A 15,791-nucleotide genomic window follows, 5' to 3' on the forward strand; every position below is an offset into this window, starting at 1 on the left:
GCAGATTGACCGCGGCGTCAACAGGGATTCAAAGATAGGGTATGGGGGCGGAACCGCTAGACGATTGGCAGGGAATAGTGGCGAGCGCGCTGGAATGGTGGCGCGACGCTGGTGTCGACATGCTGGTGGAGGACGATCCGCGCGAATGGCTGACGCGCGCCGCGCCGGTTGCCGTTGCCGAAGCGGGTTCGGCTGCCGTAGCGGCACCCGCAGCCGAGACACTCCCGGACACGCTCGATGCGTTCATCGCCTGGCGGCTGGGCGATGCGGCTCCCGAAGCGGGCTGGATGTCGCCGCGCCTTGCTCCGACCGGTCCTGCCGACGCCGAATGGGTCCTGCTTACCGACATGCCCGAAACCGGGGATGAAGCGCGCCTGCTCGATGGCCCGGCCGGCGGACTGCTCGACCGCATGCTCGCCGCGATCGGGTTGTCGCGCGAGTCGGTCTATCTGGCCAGTCTTGCCGTCGCCCGGCCAATGACCGGTCGAATTCCGCCCGAACAAGAGGCGCTGCTGATCGAACTGGCGCATCACCACTTGTCGCTGCTCCGTCCCAAAAAGCTGCTCCTGCTCGGTCAAGCGGCGAGCCGTGTTCTAGCCGGGATGAACGGCGTCAGTGGAACGGATAGTATACACGTCATTAACCAATTTGGGGCAAAGACGATGACCGTGGCGACCTTCCACCCGCGCTTCTTGTTGGAGCGGCCGGTTGCCAAGAGTGAAGCCTGGAAACATCTGCTGCTTTTGAGCCGGGGGCCCAGCGAGTGAAGAAGCGTATCCTTATCGCCGCGGCTATCGTCGCGGTACCGGCAACGGCGCATGCCGATATTCTACCCGCAGGCGCGCCGCCTGCCATGCTTGATTCCGCCGCGGCCCTACGCGACGGCGACGGCATTCCCGACCAGCTCGACGAGGATCAGCAGGAAGGCTATCGCCGCGTCTTCGCTGCGATTCGCGCAGAACATTGGAGCGACGCGCAGCTTCAGCTCGATTCGATGAAGCCCGGCCCGCTTCATGCGATCGCCCGTGCCGAGCTCTACACGGCCAAGAATTCGCCCAAGGTCGATCTCCCGCCGCTGATGGCACTGCTCCAAGAAGCGCCCGAGCTTCCCGAGGCCGAACAGCTCGCGCGCCTGGCCAAGACGCGCGGTGCGAACGATCTCCCGGTGCTGCCCCAGGCACAACGCTTGGTCTGGTTCAACGGTGCCCCGGTTCGCCAGCGCGCCCGATCGATCAAGAGCGACACTGCCGCAACTGCGGTGGCCATCGAGATCTCCCCCTTCGTAAAGGCCGATGACGGCGTCCAGGCCGAAGCCGTGGTAGAGAAGTTCGCCGCCGACCTGACGCCCGAAGCACTCACCGAATGGCAGCAAAAGGTCGCCTGGATCTATTATGTCGCCGGCGATGACGGCAACGCCCGCCGCATGGCGGCCCAGGCGCAGCAGGGCGTCGGCGATTGGGCTGCGCAGGCCGATTGGGTCGGCGGCCTGGCCGCCTGGCGTCAACAGGATTGCGCGGACGCCGGTACTTCCTTCGAACGGGTCGCAACACGCGCCTCCGATGTCGAGATGCGTTCGGCCGCGCTCTATTGGGGCTCGCGCGCCGACATGATGTGTGGTCGCCCGGACAAGGTGGGGCAGAAGCTTCGCGCCGCTACGCAGTATAGCGAAACCTATTACGGCCTGCTCGCCAAGGCGGCTCTCGCGATCGAGGACAAGCCGGGCAAGGGCGAAAAGCTCGTCGCCCAGGATTGGCAGGTTCTCGCCCGGCGTCCAAATATTCGCGTCGTTGCCGCGCTGATCGAGATTGGCGAAAATGGCCTGGCCGACAAGGTGTTGCGACACCAGGCGCGCTTCTCTACCCCCACCGAGCACGCCGCGCTCAGCCGCCTGGCGGGCCGCTTCGATCTTGCCTCTACGCAACTTTGGCTGTCGCACAACGGCCCGGTCGGTGCGAAGCCGCTGGTCCAGGCGCGCTACCCGGCGCCCAACTGGACGCCTGCGGGCGGCTGGCGCGTCGACAAGGCTCTGGTCTACGCCCACACGCTTCAGGAATCGCGCTTCAACTCCGAAATCCGCAGCGCCGCGGGTGCCATGGGCCTCATGCAGGTCAAGACCGGCGCGGCCACCGACGTCGGCCGCCGCCGCGGCGTGACCTATGCCGCGTCGGATCTTACCAAGCCGGCGGTCAACATGGAGATCGGCCAGTCCTATCTCGAGCAGCTACGGGACCAGCCCTTCACCGGCGGCCTGCTGCCCAAGGTGATCGCCGCCTACAATGCCGGCCCCACTCCGGTGCAGGCCTGGAACAGCCTCACCAAGGACAATGGCGATCCGCTGCTTTATATCGAGAGCATCCCGTATTGGGAGACGCGCGGCTATGTCATGATCGTGCTGCGCAATTACTGGATGTACGAGCAGCAGGCGGGTCGCAAATCGGTCAGCCGCGCCGCACTCGCCCAGGGCATGTGGCCCAAATTCCCCGGCCTCCCCGGCGCCCCGGCCGTGAAGATCAGCGGCCGCAATTCGGCCGGTGGGCGGCAACTCGCCCGTGCCAATTGACGCTAGCATCGCGTTCCGGCCGGTCCGGATCGCGGTGCTCACCATTTCCGACACCCGAAGCCTCGCCGACGACCGCTCGGGCGACCGGCTGGTCGAACGGCTGACCAGCGCCGGCCACGAACTCGCCGACCGTGCGATCGTCCGCGACGATCCCGACCAGATCGTCGGCAAGCTCCACGCCTGGATCGACGATCCCGAGATCGACGTGGTGCTCACCACCGGCGGCACCGGCGTCACCGGCCGCGACATCACCCCCGAGGCAATGGCCCGCGTGTGGGACAAGGAGATCCCCGGCTTCGGCGAATTGTTCCGTTGGCTGAGCTATCGGACGATCGGCACGTCGACCATCCAGTCTCGCGCCACTGCCGGCGTCGCACGTGGCACCTACCTGTTCGCGCTGCCTGGCTCGACCGGCGCGGTCACCGACGCATGGGACGGCATCCTCTCCAGCCAACTCGACATCCGCCACAAGCCCTGCAACTTCGTGGAGCTGATGCCGAGATTGACGGAGCGCTAACCTTCAAATCCCCCCCGGAAACGGGCAGGATTTAAGTCACCCCTCGTTGACGAACACGCCCAGCACATTCCCCGCCGGATCGCGGAAATGGAACCGCCGACCGCCAGGATAGGCGAACACCGGCACCACGATCTCGCCGCCCGCGGCTTCCACCTTCGCCAGCGCGGCCTCTAGGTCCTGCACCTCGACCAGCACCAGCACTTGGGTGATCGCCTGATCGTCGCTGCCGTTCAGCCCCAGATCGACATCGCCGCCGGTGGTCGCGGCATAATTCGGGCTGAAATCGGTGAAGTTCCAGCCGAACGCCTGCGCATAGAAGTCGCGCGCCGGCGCCGTGCCCGTTACCGGCAGTTCCACATAGCTGATCCGCGCCATCATCATTCCTTTCTTGTTCTTGCTATGTTCTATTCAGCGATCTAGCTTGTGGCAATGGCAAAGACTCGCGCCACTCGCGCCACTCGCGGCGCCACGCTGAACGCAGAGAGCGCGCGCTTCAACCTCGCCCAGCGTGAGGCCGATGGCGACTGGCTCGATGCGCAGGCCGATATCGATGGCGCTCCCCCGCCGCTGCGCACCACGGTGACGGTTGAGAAGCCGCGCACCATTCTTACCCGCAACAGCTCGCCCGACGTGCGCTTCGACCAGTCGGTGAACCCATATCGCGGGTGCGACCAACCCCGCAACGGTTGCGTAACTGTTCCTGCGATAGCACGGCTCGCGCAGCCCAGCTGCGAGGGAGCCCATGGAAGCTATTTTATACGTTCGTTGGTCAACGAAGGATCAAAGCAAAGGCGATACTGAACGCCGCCAGATCGAGCTAGGCGCGTCCATTTGTCGGCAGCGCGGCTGGACCCTCGCCGAAACGCTGATCGAGAACGGCAAGTCCGCTTACCACGGCAGGAACCGTGCCGAGGGCGGCAAGCTCTACGAGGTAGAGGAACGAGCAGCGCGCGGCGAACTCGCGGGCAAGGTCCTCATCGTAGAAGCGATGGACCGACTTTCGCGCCAGGAACCCCTAGAGAGCGTCACGCTGCTCAACAGGCTGGCAAAACGCGGCCTCACGATCTGCGAGAGCAGCACAGGCACGATCTATGACGCTCAGCGGATTAGCGAGCATTGGGCCCACCTCCTGATCGCATTTGCTCGTGCGGGTGAAGCCCATGACAGCAGTCGTATCAAAGCCAAGCGCGTCAGCGCCGCATGGCGTCGGACGCAAACCGATCTCACCACCAAGAAGGGCGCTGACGACCCGCGCCTCTGTCCCGCTTGGATGGAGGTGATCGACGGCAAGTTCACCGTAATTGAGGACCGCGCAGATATTATCCGCGGTATCTTCGAGCGGTCGGCCAACGGCTACGGGTTGAGGCTGATTGCCAAGTGGGCGCAGGAGGAACGGCAGCGCCTCGGCTGGCCCAAAGCCACATGGCATATTCGCAACGTCACCAACATGCTGCACGACCGGCGCGTCCTTGGTGAATACCAGCCTATGATGAGAACCGAGAACGGGGGCCGCTCCAAAGCTGGCGAGGCGGTGAAGCGTTATCCGGCAATCGTCACGCTCGAATTGTGGCACCAGGTCATGAGCGGTCTGGAAAGCCGCAAGGGCACAGGAGGTCCGCGCCAGAAGTGCGCCAACGTCCTCTCTAACCTATGCCGCTGCACCTATCGCGCCCCAGGTTCCAACCTGCCCTGTGGCTCTCGCATGACGCTCCGACGGCAGAAGCGCGGACCAGCGCAGATTACCTGCTCCGACTTCTCCCGTGCCGGTGAATGCACCTGCAACGCCGCCTACCGCTACGATGATATCCTCGCTGGCGTGCTCGACAACCTGCTTTCCCTCGCGATGCCTGCGCCCTCCACCATCGGCCAGCACAGCCGGGTTCCGGTCCTGCGTGCTGAGTTGACCACTAAGCGGAAGCGGCTGGAGGAAATGGCCGACAGGTTGATGGAGCAGGATGACGAGGTGCTTGAGGCGGCATTCCGGCGCTTCAAAGCCAAGGTCGATGTCGAAGCGGCAGAGTTGAAAGCCCTTGAGGCACATGAGGAGAAGCGCACCCATGCGACCGATCCTCACGCGGTCGCAGAGCAGGCCCTGGCACTGCGCGAGCAGATGGCCACGGATGCCGATGCCCGTATCAAGGTGCAAAGCTATTTGGGTCAGCTGATCGACGTGATCTTCATGGACCCGAGCGACCGCAGCGCAACCATCGTGGTCATGGGGGGGCTCCGCGTTATCAAGCTGGACAAGCATGGCAAGGTGATCGGCGACGTGAACACTGCTCACATGCTCAAGGATCAGAGCATCATCGACAAACTAGGGCGCGAGGTCACGTTGGATGCGAACGTGGATAATTGGAACCGAGTTTTAGCCGGTGACAACCCTATGCGACTGACCAAGCTGGACGAGGTTGCACAAAGCGCGACGGAAGCGGCTTAGAGCCAGCGCGCCTCAAAGGCGGCTGCTTCCTCGTCATCATCGAAGCGCAGCGCCAGCTTACCGTTTTGGACATGGCCGATGACGCTGCCATGTGTGTTGTCGAGCAACCAGTTCACACACTCAGGGCTGTTGAGCACCGCCTCCATATCGGGTGGAATGAGAACGTCCCGCATAGGGTAGAGATAGGGCCTACGAGCCCTTGTGAGGAGAGATAGGAAAAGGGAGCACTCGGGTTGCTCCCCTCACCTATCCGCCCTGTAGGCTACCTTAGCGGGGCATCTGCACGCGCTCTGCACCGATGTGCAGGTTGAAGTGAGTGCGCTTACGTTCGCAGTAGATGCGCGCACCTTCGAAGGTGAAGGCAAACTGGTCATCTTCGAAGTCGGGCGAAACGTCCAGGGCTGCTTCAACGTAGTTTGCGAGTGAGTTCAAGTCGATCTGCATGTTTGGTCTCCGTTTCCGATGACCACACTAACGACATCGCCGGACGCCTATTCCTACACCAGAGTTGGCAGGTCGTCGCATTCTGAGTTCCGGTAGCAATTTAACAAAGCGGTTGCTCTATCCACCAGTTGAAGTCTTATCGGGCTGTGGCACAACGAAGGAGATTGCCACAGTGTCTTGGATGAACTTGCTAGAGCCGCACAAGTTGGACGACTTGATCAGAAATCATCGGGAGCAGCAAAGGGTCAAAGGGACGAAGAGCGAACTCGATCTGCACCCGGTGGTGAAGCTCTTTGTGCCCTGGGGTGCGGCCACCTTCCTGATTAGCGAGTGCGATCCTGACGGGCTTGCGTTCGGTCTCGCGGACCTGGGCTTTGGATCACCGGAACTCGGCTACATTAGCCTGGACGAACTAGCAGAGTTGCGAGGTCCAGGCGGGCTCACTGTGGAGCAGGATTTGCACTTCAAAGCCGAGAAGCCGCTGAGCCAGTATTCTGAGGAAGCGAGGAGGCTGGGTCGCATCCAAGCATGATCTTTAGAGGCTAAAGAAGCCCTGGGTGACGATCCACCCAGGGCTTTCGTGTCTTAGCTGTTCGCTGCGCGACGCTCAGCCAACACGGTGTCGATGTCAGCTGCGCTGAATTTGGCGTCAGCCTTCAACTCCGCTTCGATCTCGTCCAGCGACTTGCCCTTGCGGAGCTTGCTGCTCACGCTGCTACGCACGTTGGAGACCATGCTGCGACCACCCGCAGAAGCCTTGCGGGTCTTGCCGATGTGAACGTCCACGTTGCCCTTGCCGTGAGCAGCGATCACCTCGTCAAACTCGCCAGCTTCAACCTCCTTACGCATGAGTTCCAGGAACTCCACGAAGCGTTCGCTGGGCATGTGGTTCTCTTCCAGGCCGTTGATAACCAGCGGACGGCCATCCAGCTTGGGATGAAATGCCACGACGCCATTCTTGATCGAGAACCAGCGATTGGGCGACTTCAGGCTGTCGTTCTCGAACTGGATTTTAGACCGCTCAATGCCCTTAAGCAGTGGCTTGCGCGCCTTCGCAGGATCAAAGGCAGGTTCGTGATACTTCTCAGTCGCATCGGACGTAAAGAACTTGAACAGGTCAGCCAGGGCCATTGTTGTCTCCTATTGCGGGTGAATGCAGTTACACACGCGGAGGCAACGCGCAGTCAAGGAAAAGGCCCCCGCATTGCGAGGGCCGTGGGTTGGAGTGGGTCGAGTATTAAGCGGGCTTTTCGGCCTTCTTCGAAGCGCGCGTATTCCGCATTTTGGTCTTCCGCTCCTCGTTGGCCGCCTCAAGTTCGGTCAGCTGGTCAGCGTAGGTACCCTTCTCAACCTCCCCCTTGAAGTAGGCCATCGCACCTACGAACTGATCGTTCGGGACAGCGACCGACTTCTCACCGTCCTTGAGGACAAGTGCGCGGTTGCTGTAGCGCAGGGTGAGCAGCGTTTCCGACTTGCCGACAGTGAACCAGCGGCGACCTTCCTTCTTGGGGTCCTTGAACAAGGCCAGCTGAGTGTCGATTGCACTGAGAAGCACGTCCTTGGCAGCGCGACCATTGCCTTGCTTGCTGAACTCGGCGGACTTGGAAGCGGGCTTGATCGACGCGGGGTTGAAGGCAGCCATGTTGTAGTCTCCGATCTAAGTCGAAAGCACCGTTGCTCCGACTTCGCATCGTAAAGACACCGCCTGAACCTCATTCCTACCTATCAATGGCGTTGGCAGCAACGTTTCTGGTGCGGCGGTTCTTCTACGAAGCCCCTAGAAGGGAACGTCGTCGTCCAAGTCATCCGGGAATCCACCTCCATAGGATGGAGCCTTTCTGGGCGGAGAAAGGGCAGGTATCGGCTTCGCTTCAGGTAAGGGCTTCGTTGCCTGTTCTGCTTGCCGCGATTCCTCGACCGTCTGCGAAATGTTCGTGATCAACTTCGTAGCGACTTCGTAAGACGCCCATGTTCCGCCTGGGATCGCCAGCACTTCGAAAGCGAGCTTGGCAACGAGTAGCATGTTTGCTCGGCGCTTCTCCAGCTCTTTCTCTAGCTCATCAAGGCGCTTGAGCAATGCGGTCCGCTTGGCGTCCGTCATGTTGCCTTTCTCGATGCACTCCCGAAGGCCGTGAATGTAGCTGCGTATCTTGTCCTTAGACTTGGGCAGGATCATCACAGAGTCACGCCGGGATTGCGCGCTGTTATCTAAAACTAGCTGGGTGATGTAGTGATCAAGATCGGATTTAAACTGCTTGAAGTGGAGGTGGTCATCAACCCTGGGGATATCCATCGACGCGAATGGCTCAATTTCGAAACGCTTCGACGATGCAACCACCACATTCATGAATGAGTGACGCAGGTCTTCCATTTCTCGCCAGTCATCCTCATCGTTGTGGCTGAACCTTCCCAGCTTACTACTGAGGGTTCGCTGGGCGATATTGATCAGCTCCATGAAAGCGAGACGAGGATCTTCGTCCAGCTGGTCCAATTCGTCCTGTGTAACGAAGTCGAGTATGCTCATGCCCCGAAGTTAACGCTCCCGCACCGAAGCTGGCAATAAGAAATCTCATTCCGGCTGCCTTAGACTTCACTTGGGCCTGGGTGACCAGCGGCCTGCTCCGCTTTAGACTTCCTTGCACCGTCGCGACTTCAGAAGGAATGCGGTCGCACTAAGTATGAGGTGCCTAAGAGAACACCTCGCTTCAATATCGCTCCTCGGACCGCTTCAGCCGTAGTCAGTCGCAACTCAGGCTACGGAAGCGAGTGGAAGAAGCTCAGGAACAAGCGGCTGGATGCAGAACCGCTTTGCCGACACTGCACTGGCGAGGGCCTCGTTACCCCAGCAATTGAAGTGGATCACATCAAGCCCAAGGCACTTGGCGGCGGCGACACTTGGGACAACACGCAGAGCCTTTGCAAGCCATGTCACCAGGACAAAACGCGCCAGGACATTAGATCCATTAGGCGGGGCTACTGATGGCAGAGCCCACCACCTACTCGGTCCGCATACCACTCCAGCTAAGTCAGAGCCGCAAGGACACGATTGACTGGTTCCCCCTGTCGGCTTCCTCCGTCTGGAGTGGTGTGGCGTTAGAGGCTCGCTTGGAGATCGAGGCGTGGCTGGCGGACAGTTGTCGCGCCAAGTACCTTTTGCGGATCGACACGCCCACTCCCGTAGAGCAATATCGAATGTTATCCGTCCATCTTAGCGATCGAACGGCAGCCCTGTTGCTTAAGCTCTCCTTGAACTGACCACCTTCTCGATTGCCGCGTCTTGGAAGCTTAGCTACTCTGACGAAATACATCTGAAATGGAGGAAATACCTCTAGTATGGAACAAGCAGCCTCTGCCGATCGAATGCAACGCCATTTGACCTCACTAGCGGCGCTGGTTGCACCCGTTACGCTGTTGGGCGGAGCGTTACTATACTTCGCTGGCTACACGCTTCGCGCATCGCTGCTTAACTCGTTCGGAATTCATGAAGGGCTATTCACCGGAAGCCTGCAAGAGATTATCGCGTGGGGCGTCCTCCCTATAAGCGCACTAGTCAATCCGTATGGATTACTGCTGTTTGGCGGCTGGATTGTGATCAACATCGTTCTGCTATTTCTTTCGCGCTTTTGGGATGTCTTAGACAAGGTACGTGACATGTTCAACGGGCTCTTCACAGTCGACCTCACAGACAGGATTGGCTTCGCGTTCGCGAGCCTTGCGGCAATCAGTGTCGCGACTGGTATCGGCTTCTGGTTCGGCAACATCGCTGCCGGCAGTCTGAAGGAAGAAGTCCGTAATGGATGTCATACAGGCTGTTACGTCTACGACGACGGGAGAGTTGGCGTCGTCGGTAAGCTGTTGATGCAAAACGCACAGAACACAGCCGTGGTCACCTCAAAAGGTGTTCGACTACTCCCAACTGCCTCAATTTGGAAAGTGCGCCCATACCTGCCGAACTCAGATGAAGGCCATCCGAACGGTCGCACCCTTCCCCAACCTGCTCGCAGTCGGCCGGATGAAAAAGGGGCAGTCAAAATCTGAGGAACGCGCTCCTACAGCGACAACACCCCCCTCAAAAAGACGCCTGAGCGAATTAAAATACCTGCGATTCCGTCAATCCAACTCGTCGGACAGTCCGCCAAACAAGCTTTTGACCTCGGCCAACATGGCTGGATCGGTTCGGAGCATATGGAGGACAGCGGCTTCGAAGTCGTGCCGGCTCTGAAATCCCAACCCGCGACCGATGACATCACGAGCGGGCGTTTCCCTGATGGGACAATCGCTAACAATCGTCAGCCAATCCAAATTCGAAGTCGCATCTGTCAGCTTCGATATTTGCTCCACGATGTAGGACTGCGTTTCCACGTTGATCACGACGGGTAAGCCTGAGGTGACCTCGGCCAGCGTGGGCATTTGCTCGTATATCTTGCGCCGGACCCGTTTCTCGACAGCCCGGCCGGCGAGCCGGTCAACGTGTGGCGTCACAGCTTTGACAGCGTCAGCCAGCGTCTCAGCCACTTCATCATTCGCGTCCCGGCCGAGAACCTGAGCCTGACGAACGGCGACCGCTCTCACGACGCTTGGATGATAATAGATCGACTCAATCGAGTAGAACGGCAGGGCGTATATGCCTTGCTGTTGCAACTCCTCAACCTCAGCGGCAGCGCGACCGTCTCTATCGATAATACCCCATGCCCACACCCACGCGATGTCGCGCGTTTCGCGTATACCGCCTACTGCGTGGATGACGTCGCGTGATGCTCCCTTGTGCCGAACAGACACCGTCGGGAAGAGTAGGCTGTATAATGGAACATCGAGGCTTGTTGCTTGGCCTTCGACAAAAAGTATTTGGCGACGTGCTCCGAGCACATCGAGCTGAAGCTCTTCGTCCATTGGCGCGTTCGCAGGCAGCAAATCTACCACCCATGATTGCGTATATTGACCAGCGTATGTGCAGGATCGGACGAGCAACGCCCGCGCATCTGGATTATCAACTGGAAGATTGAGGTCATGAGTAGCGACGATAAAAGCGCAGTCGTCGCGAAAATTAAACAACTGGGTCAGCAGAGGGGATATAATCGATCGATGTAGATGCCGTTCTGGCTCGTCGATGACTAGGAGCATTCCGGGCTTCGCGGTCAGGACGTCAGCAGCGATTAGAAGCGCGTTTCTCTCGCCGTCGGAGAGTTCAGAAGCCCCGTAGACTGGCCCTCCCTCCTTGGAGGCCATCAGCCGGTCTCCCCCTTCAACGCTGATTTCCACGGGGATATTGGCTTGTGCGAAAAGCTCATTGATTTTGGCTAGCGGCGCCACGCGGCGCGCGAGGTCCGTTGCACGATCAACGTCCCCACTCCGCAATGCTCCTGCGATCTCTCGTGCATCAACATTTTCCGCATCGATGAGATCATAAAGAGTAATTCCGGCTCGCTGCCCGCCGGAGTTGTCCATCCACCTGGACTGCGGCTGTGAGTCCCAACTCGATGCCTGCTGCTCTACGGATAGCTTCTGTGACGGTGAGAACATCAGCGCATTCGACTGAAGCCAGGTTTGTCGATGCGCGGTGATCCGCCTGACTCTGCCGTGAGCAGCGCCCACGAAGCGTTGCAGCAAGGAGGACTTGCCGGTTCCGTTTGCGCCGACCGCAAAGATTACCTGACCGGGTGACAGCTGAAACTCCACGGGAGGAGAGTCGGTCGCAGGAACGGAGAAGTGGAAGGAATTCATTAGATTCCAGATACCTTGCAAACGGGACGTTTTGCAAATCCCGGCGTTTATTAGTTGTCCGCTAAGTAATGAGTGAAACGCGGACCCAAACCCAAGCAGCCCCATGAAACTGGCTCGTCCAGCAAGCCCGTCATGCCGGATTACCTCACGGCAGCGGCCAAGGACGTGTGGTTCGAAGAGATCGAGTTCGTCGTCTCCAATGGCATCAACGCGAGCCACTCCAGCACATTCGCAACCTACTGCTCGATGGAAGCGGCTTGCCGCGCGATCTTCGCAACCGGCGAGGTTCCCCGCGCAGCTTACCTGAGCGAGAAGCGAAAGCTGGCCGAGCTGCTGGGCATCAGCGGCATTGCGGCACGCACGACCAACGGCACTCCAGCCAACCCACTCCAGGCAGAAGCTAACCCCTACGGCTCTCTGCCCGAGGCGTAACCGTGCGCCAGGGCAAGGGCCACTTCGCGGACGTAGCTATCCACTACGCAGAGCAGATTGTCGCGGGCGAGATCCCCGCCTGCTGGCAGATCGTCGCTTCGTGCAGGGCTTTCCTGGCCGATGTTGAGGGCGACACCTGGACGTTCAACGCGGCCAAGGTGGAGCGCGTTTGTCGCTTTGCAGAGACCTTCCCCTACCTGGAAGGACCTTTAGCCTCTAAAAAACTCAAGCTGAAGCTGGAGCCCTGGCAGGTCTGGATTTTGGCCGCCCTCTTCGGCCTTGTGGACCAGCACGGCCACCGCAAGCACCGCGAAGCCTTCATCGAAATCCCGCGTAAAAACGGCAAATCCACCTTCGCCGCCGTGATCGCGCTCTACATGCTGGTGGCTGACTACGAGCCACGAGCGCAGGTCTATATCGGCGCGACCGCGCTTAACCAGGCCGACTTCTGCTTCCAGCCCTGCCGCGACATGGCGCTCCGCGCTCCCGGCTTCGTCGGCCATTGGGGCACGACCATCACCAAGAAGAAGATCGAGACCCGCGAGGGCTCGTTCATGGAGCGCATGATTGGCGATCCGCCCGACGGATCGAACCCGCACCTCGCTATTCTGGACGAGGCGCACGAGAACCATAACTTCGCTCGTCAGCGCGGCACCATGCAAACAGGCATGGGCGCTCGCACTCAACCCCTGCTCGTCACGATCACCACGGCAGGTTTCAACGAAGCCGGCGACTGCCGCTTGCTCCAGGCGCAGTGCGAGCAAATCCTGTCTGGCGAGCTTACGGACATTCGCCGCTTCTCCGCGATCTACACCATCGACCCCAAGGACGACTGGCGCGATTTCGAGGTCTGGAAGAAGGCGAACCCAAACGTCGGCATCAGCTTCTCGGAAGCCCGTCTTCGTGAGCTTTATCAGACCGCCATGGACGTGCCGAGCGAGAAGCCGGTCCTCCTGACCAAGCACCTGAACGTCTGGCAGTCGAGCAGCACCGCTTGGGTCAACATGAAGGATTGGGACGGCAATGCGGACGCGCTGCCGTGGGAAGAGGTCATCGACAAGGGCTACCGCGCTTGGATCGGAGCCGACCTTTCGCGCTTGCTCGACACCACCGCCATAGTCGCGCTCGTTGAAGTGCCCAGCCTAGACGGCGGCGAAGCTACCTACCACGCCTATCCAACGATCATGCTTCCCGAAATGGCGATCCAGCGCCAGCCGAAGAACGCTGTCGCTTATCGAGAGTGGGCCGCATCCGACGAACTTGTCCTCACACCTGACGATGAAACTGACTTCGCGGCGGTGGAGGCAAAACTAGTTAAGTTGTGCGGCCAGTTCCAAGTTCAAGGCGTAGCAGTTGACCAGTGGCAGGCCGCAAGCCTGAGCCAGCGCCTTCGTGCTCACTACGATGTTCCCGTGCTCACTTACCCGCAGAACTTCCAAAACATGCACCCGCCAATGAGCAAGTTCGAGAAGCTGATCGCACTTGGCAAGCTCAAGCACAACGGCAACCGAATGATGCGCTGGATGACTGGCAACGTGGTTGCTGGCCGCCACGGGGAGTTCATTAGGCCCACTAAGCCGCCGCGCATGGACCACGCGAAGATCGACGCCTTTGTGTCGTTGATGATGGCACTTGGACTTGCGAGTGTTGACGCTCCTGCACCAGTGGAAGTGTGGTTGGACGTTCTGGATTGATGCCCAGCGATAAGTAATCGCATGGGTAGTATCGCACAGTTCTTTGGTTTCGAGCGCAAGAGCGCAGAGCCTATCACCACCTCCGTTGACCTCCTGCGCGCCATTGGCGACGCACGGACGAGCGCAGGTGAGACGGTCAACGAGTTCACTGCTTTGCAAGTTAGCGCCGTGATGTGCTGCGCCCGAGTTATCGCAGAGGGTTTGGCTCAGGTTCCCTGCAAGGTCTACAAGGAGGACGGCGCCGGTTCACCTGTAGAGGCCAAGGACCACCCGCTCTACTTCCTGCTGAACCGCAAGCCCAACGACTGGCAAACTAGCTTCGAGTTCCGCGAGCAGATCGGACTTCACCTCGCGCTGCGCTTCAACGCCTACATCTACAAGAACAAGGTCAACGGTCGAGTAGCAGAGCTATACGCGCTTCAGCCCAATGCGGTGGAGGTCAAGCAGCATGACGACCTGACCATCACCTACCTTGTCACCTTCAAGAGCGGCAGGCGGGTTGAAATCCCAGCCGATGACATTTGGCACATCAAGGGTCCAAGCCTGGACGGCATCACCGGCCTGAACGCGGTTCAGCTGGCTTGCAAGACCATCGGACTGGCCCAGGCAACCGAGACCTTCGGAAGCAAGCTATTCGAGAACGGCGCACGTCCAGGCGGCATGCTGACCACTCGCCCTGGCGCACAACAGCTGACCCAGGAGCAGCGCAACGAAATCAAGAAGCTGTGGGCTGAGCAGCACTCGGGCGCGACGAACGCCCACAAGACTATCATGCTGCCCTTCGACCTGGAGTTCACTCCGGTTCACAGCACCGCCAACGAAGCGCAGTGGATCGAGAACCGCAAGTTCCTGATCGAAGAGATTTGCCGCTTCTTCCGTGTGCAGCCGATCATGGTCATGCAGAGCGGCGCGACCAGCTACGCATCGGTTGAACAGCTTTTCCTCAACCACCTCATGCACACGCTGATGCCCTGGTATGAGCGTTTTGAGCAGAGCGCGGAAGTCTCACTGCTTACCCGCCAGGAATTGCTCGACGGCTACAGCATCAAGTTGAGCGCAAACGCACTCCTACGCGCCAGCCACGCAGAGCGAGCCACCTTCTACCAGACCATGCGCTCCATTGGCGCGATGACCGCAAACGAGGTCCGCGCGAAGGAAGACATGCCTCGCAGCAACGATCCCACGGCGGATCAGCTGGCACCAGCTGCAAACATCTTTGGCGGAGCGAACAAAGCCCCGAACTCGGCCAGCCCGGCCACCTCTCAGAACAACAACAATAACGAGGTAGAGAAGTGAACCCAATCGAACAGAAGGCGGTCGCCCGCCTCGAATGCAAATTCGACAGCGTAGACGACACCGACGGTAAGATGGTGTTCAGCGGCTATGGCGCTGTCTTTGGCAACGTAGACAGCTACGGCGATGTCATCGCTCCGGGAGCATTCGCAAAGAGCCTAGCCGTCCATGCGGCTGCTGGAACGTCGCCAATGATGTTCCTGAACCATGACGCATTCAACTCGCTGCCTATCGGTCGCTGGAATGATATGGTGGAAGATGGATACGGCCTGAAGGTATCGGGTGAACTACTCGACACCAGCATGGGTCGTGACACTTACGTCGCACTCAAGGCAGGTGCAATCACCGGCCTGTCCATCGGCTTCTATCCAGTTAAATTCACGCTTGGCACTAAAGCCGACGAGCCGCGCCGCACCCTTGAGGAAGTGGACATCGTAGAGGTTTCGGTTGTCGGTCTACCGGCAAACGCGAAGGCTCGTGTTCAGGCGGTCAAGAGCCTGGTCGAAGAACTAAGGGTCCGCGATCTGGAGCAGCTTCTACGCGAGTGCGGCCTAAGCAAGAGTGAGAGCATCGCAGTCGCAAGCCAATTCGAGAGCAAGAAGGAACTTGCTGAGAAGCAGGCTGTGAGTGCCGCCATTGCAAGTCTGACTGCCAAGATGCGCGCAGCCTAAATTCGTCAAAGCATAAGTAAAA

Annotated in this window: 18 protein-coding genes and 1 pseudogene; 12 read left to right on the top strand and 7 right to left on the bottom strand. The window is 59.7% G+C overall.

The features are described 5' to 3' along the window. Positions 1–41 precede the first annotated feature (41 nt). From FHT02_RS03105 to moaB, 3 genes are read left to right on the top strand one after another with little or no spacing between them, the layout of a single operon-like run. Positions 42–767 (top strand): uracil-DNA glycosylase family protein, encoded by a 726-nt coding sequence (locus tag FHT02_RS03105; RefSeq protein WP_184084081.1) that lies wholly within the window; start codon positions 42–44, stop codon positions 765–767. Further along, positions 764–2,560: a lytic transglycosylase domain-containing protein gene (locus FHT02_RS03110; RefSeq protein ID WP_343056808.1), complete on the top strand. Its 1,797-nt coding sequence runs from the start codon at positions 764–766 to the stop codon at positions 2,558–2,560. Before FHT02_RS03105 ends, FHT02_RS03110 begins: the two co-directional genes overlap by 4 nt. Further along, entirely contained in the window at positions 2,550–3,077 is a 528-nt protein-coding gene (gene moaB, locus FHT02_RS03115; protein ID WP_184084083.1) for a molybdenum cofactor biosynthesis protein B, read from the top strand. The genes FHT02_RS03110 and moaB overlap by 11 nt, the downstream gene beginning before the upstream one ends. A 36-nt stretch (positions 3,078–3,113) precedes the next feature. Here moaB and FHT02_RS03120 read toward each other — a convergent pair whose 3' ends face one another. Next, on the bottom strand, positions 3,114–3,452 hold the full coding sequence (locus tag FHT02_RS03120; protein ID WP_184084084.1) for a VOC family protein: 339 nt from the start codon (positions 3,450–3,452) through the stop codon (positions 3,114–3,116). Between the two features lie 54 nt (positions 3,453–3,506). Here FHT02_RS03120 and FHT02_RS03125 point away from each other — a divergent pair. Both FHT02_RS03125 and FHT02_RS03130 read left to right on the top strand, forming a co-directional pair. Beyond that, positions 3,507–3,770 (top strand): annotated as a pseudogene (locus FHT02_RS03125) (PA0069 family radical SAM protein); the annotation flags it as partial. A gap of 49 nt (positions 3,771–3,819) precedes the next feature. After that, entirely contained in the window at positions 3,820–5,514 is a 1,695-nt protein-coding gene (locus FHT02_RS03130; RefSeq protein ID WP_184084086.1) for a recombinase family protein, read from the top strand. On the opposite strand, the gene FHT02_RS03135 is transcribed toward FHT02_RS03130, so the two are convergent. Further along, a complete protein-coding gene (locus FHT02_RS03135; RefSeq protein WP_184084088.1) occupies positions 5,511–5,687 on the bottom strand; it encodes a hypothetical protein in 177 nt (58 codons plus the stop codon). The genes FHT02_RS03130 and FHT02_RS03135 overlap by 4 nt on opposite strands. Before the next feature lie 94 nt (positions 5,688–5,781). Then, complete coding sequence (locus FHT02_RS03140; RefSeq protein ID WP_184084090.1) at positions 5,782–5,958, bottom strand: hypothetical protein; 177 nt, start codon at positions 5,956–5,958, stop codon at positions 5,782–5,784. A 181-nt stretch (positions 5,959–6,139) separates the two neighbouring features. Between FHT02_RS03140 and FHT02_RS03145 the strand changes: the two genes are divergently transcribed. Next, a complete protein-coding gene (locus FHT02_RS03145) occupies positions 6,140–6,490 on the top strand; it encodes a DUF2958 domain-containing protein (protein ID WP_184084092.1) in 351 nt (116 codons plus the stop codon). 53 nt (positions 6,491–6,543) lie between these two features. On the opposite strand, the gene FHT02_RS03150 is transcribed toward FHT02_RS03145, so the two are convergent. The 3 genes from FHT02_RS03150 to FHT02_RS03160 form a co-directional block, all read right to left on the bottom strand. Next, entirely contained in the window at positions 6,544–7,089 is a 546-nt protein-coding gene (locus FHT02_RS03150) for a hypothetical protein (protein ID WP_184084094.1), read from the bottom strand. Between the two features lie 106 nt (positions 7,090–7,195). Then, complete coding sequence (locus FHT02_RS03155; RefSeq protein WP_184084096.1) at positions 7,196–7,600, bottom strand: hypothetical protein; 405 nt, start codon at positions 7,598–7,600, stop codon at positions 7,196–7,198. Positions 7,601–7,735: 135 nt separating this feature from the next. Continuing rightward, the gene (locus FHT02_RS03160) at positions 7,736–8,482 is read right to left on the bottom strand and encodes a hypothetical protein (protein ID WP_184084098.1); all 747 of its coding nucleotides are present in this window, start codon (positions 8,480–8,482) and stop codon (positions 7,736–7,738) included. Between the two features lie 159 nt (positions 8,483–8,641). Between FHT02_RS03160 and FHT02_RS22175 the strand changes: the two genes are divergently transcribed. Further along, the gene (locus FHT02_RS22175) at positions 8,642–8,938 is read left to right on the top strand and encodes an HNH endonuclease (protein ID WP_184084100.1); all 297 of its coding nucleotides are present in this window, start codon (positions 8,642–8,644) and stop codon (positions 8,936–8,938) included. A 353-nt stretch (positions 8,939–9,291) separates the two neighbouring features. Beyond that, positions 9,292–9,996 carry a hypothetical protein gene (locus tag FHT02_RS03170; protein ID WP_184084102.1) on the top strand — a complete coding sequence of 235 codons (705 nt, stop codon included), beginning with the start codon at positions 9,292–9,294 and terminating at the stop codon, positions 9,994–9,996. 72 nt (positions 9,997–10,068) lie between these two features. Here FHT02_RS03170 and FHT02_RS03175 read toward each other — a convergent pair whose 3' ends face one another. Next, complete coding sequence (locus FHT02_RS03175) at positions 10,069–11,679, bottom strand: AAA family ATPase (RefSeq protein ID WP_184084104.1); 1,611 nt, start codon at positions 11,677–11,679, stop codon at positions 10,069–10,071. 132 nt (positions 11,680–11,811) lie between these two features. Between FHT02_RS03175 and FHT02_RS03180 the strand changes: the two genes are divergently transcribed. Genes FHT02_RS03180 through FHT02_RS03195 form a run of 4 tightly spaced genes read left to right on the top strand, consistent with a single transcriptional unit; the run spans position 11,812 to position 15,769 of the window. After that, positions 11,812–12,111, top strand: coding sequence for a hypothetical protein (locus FHT02_RS03180; RefSeq protein WP_184084106.1), 300 nt, complete (start codon positions 11,812–11,814; stop codon positions 12,109–12,111). Positions 12,112–12,113: 2 nt separating this feature from the next. Next, positions 12,114–13,805, top strand: coding sequence for a terminase TerL endonuclease subunit (locus tag FHT02_RS03185; protein ID WP_184084108.1), 1,692 nt, complete (start codon positions 12,114–12,116; stop codon positions 13,803–13,805). Positions 13,806–13,826: 21 nt separating this feature from the next. Continuing rightward, positions 13,827–15,101, top strand: a complete 1,275-nt coding sequence (locus FHT02_RS03190; protein WP_184084110.1) for a phage portal protein — start codon at positions 13,827–13,829, stop codon at positions 15,099–15,101. Further along, positions 15,098–15,769, top strand: coding sequence for an HK97 family phage prohead protease (locus FHT02_RS03195; protein ID WP_184084112.1), 672 nt, complete (start codon positions 15,098–15,100; stop codon positions 15,767–15,769). The genes FHT02_RS03190 and FHT02_RS03195 overlap by 4 nt, the downstream gene beginning before the upstream one ends. Positions 15,770–15,791: the final 22 nt, after the last annotated feature.

It is taken from the genome of Sphingomonas xinjiangensis, assembly GCF_014199255.1.
In the GTDB taxonomy this organism is placed as follows: domain Bacteria; phylum Pseudomonadota; class Alphaproteobacteria; order Sphingomonadales; family Sphingomonadaceae; genus Sphingomonas; species Sphingomonas xinjiangensis.

Coding starts and splice junctions, on each gene's coding strand:
- FHT02_RS03120 (WP_184084084.1), bottom strand. CDS start 3,452: ATGGCGCGGATCAGCTATGTGGAACTGCCGGTAACGGGCACGGCGCCG.
- FHT02_RS03135 (WP_184084088.1), bottom strand. CDS start 5,687: ATGCGGGACGTTCTCATTCCACCCGATATGGAGGCGGTGCTCAACAGC.
- FHT02_RS03145 (WP_184084092.1), top strand. CDS start 6,140: ATGAACTTGCTAGAGCCGCACAAGTTGGACGACTTGATCAGAAATCAT.
- FHT02_RS03170 (WP_184084102.1), top strand. CDS start 9,292: ATGGAACAAGCAGCCTCTGCCGATCGAATGCAACGCCATTTGACCTCA.
- FHT02_RS03140 (WP_184084090.1), bottom strand. CDS start 5,958: ATGCAGATCGACTTGAACTCACTCGCAAACTACGTTGAAGCAGCCCTG.
- FHT02_RS03190 (WP_184084110.1), top strand. CDS start 13,827: ATGGGTAGTATCGCACAGTTCTTTGGTTTCGAGCGCAAGAGCGCAGAG.
- FHT02_RS03150 (WP_184084094.1), bottom strand. CDS start 7,089: ATGGCCCTGGCTGACCTGTTCAAGTTCTTTACGTCCGATGCGACTGAG.
- FHT02_RS03160 (WP_184084098.1), bottom strand. CDS start 8,482: ATGAGCATACTCGACTTCGTTACACAGGACGAATTGGACCAGCTGGAC.
- FHT02_RS03130 (WP_184084086.1), top strand. CDS start 3,820: ATGGAAGCTATTTTATACGTTCGTTGGTCAACGAAGGATCAAAGCAAA.
- FHT02_RS03155 (WP_184084096.1), bottom strand. CDS start 7,600: ATGGCTGCCTTCAACCCCGCGTCGATCAAGCCCGCTTCCAAGTCCGCC.
- FHT02_RS03105 (WP_184084081.1), top strand. CDS start 42: ATGGGGGCGGAACCGCTAGACGATTGGCAGGGAATAGTGGCGAGCGCG.
- FHT02_RS03180 (WP_184084106.1), top strand. CDS start 11,812: ATGCCGGATTACCTCACGGCAGCGGCCAAGGACGTGTGGTTCGAAGAG.
- FHT02_RS03175 (WP_184084104.1), bottom strand. CDS start 11,679: ATGAATTCCTTCCACTTCTCCGTTCCTGCGACCGACTCTCCTCCCGTG.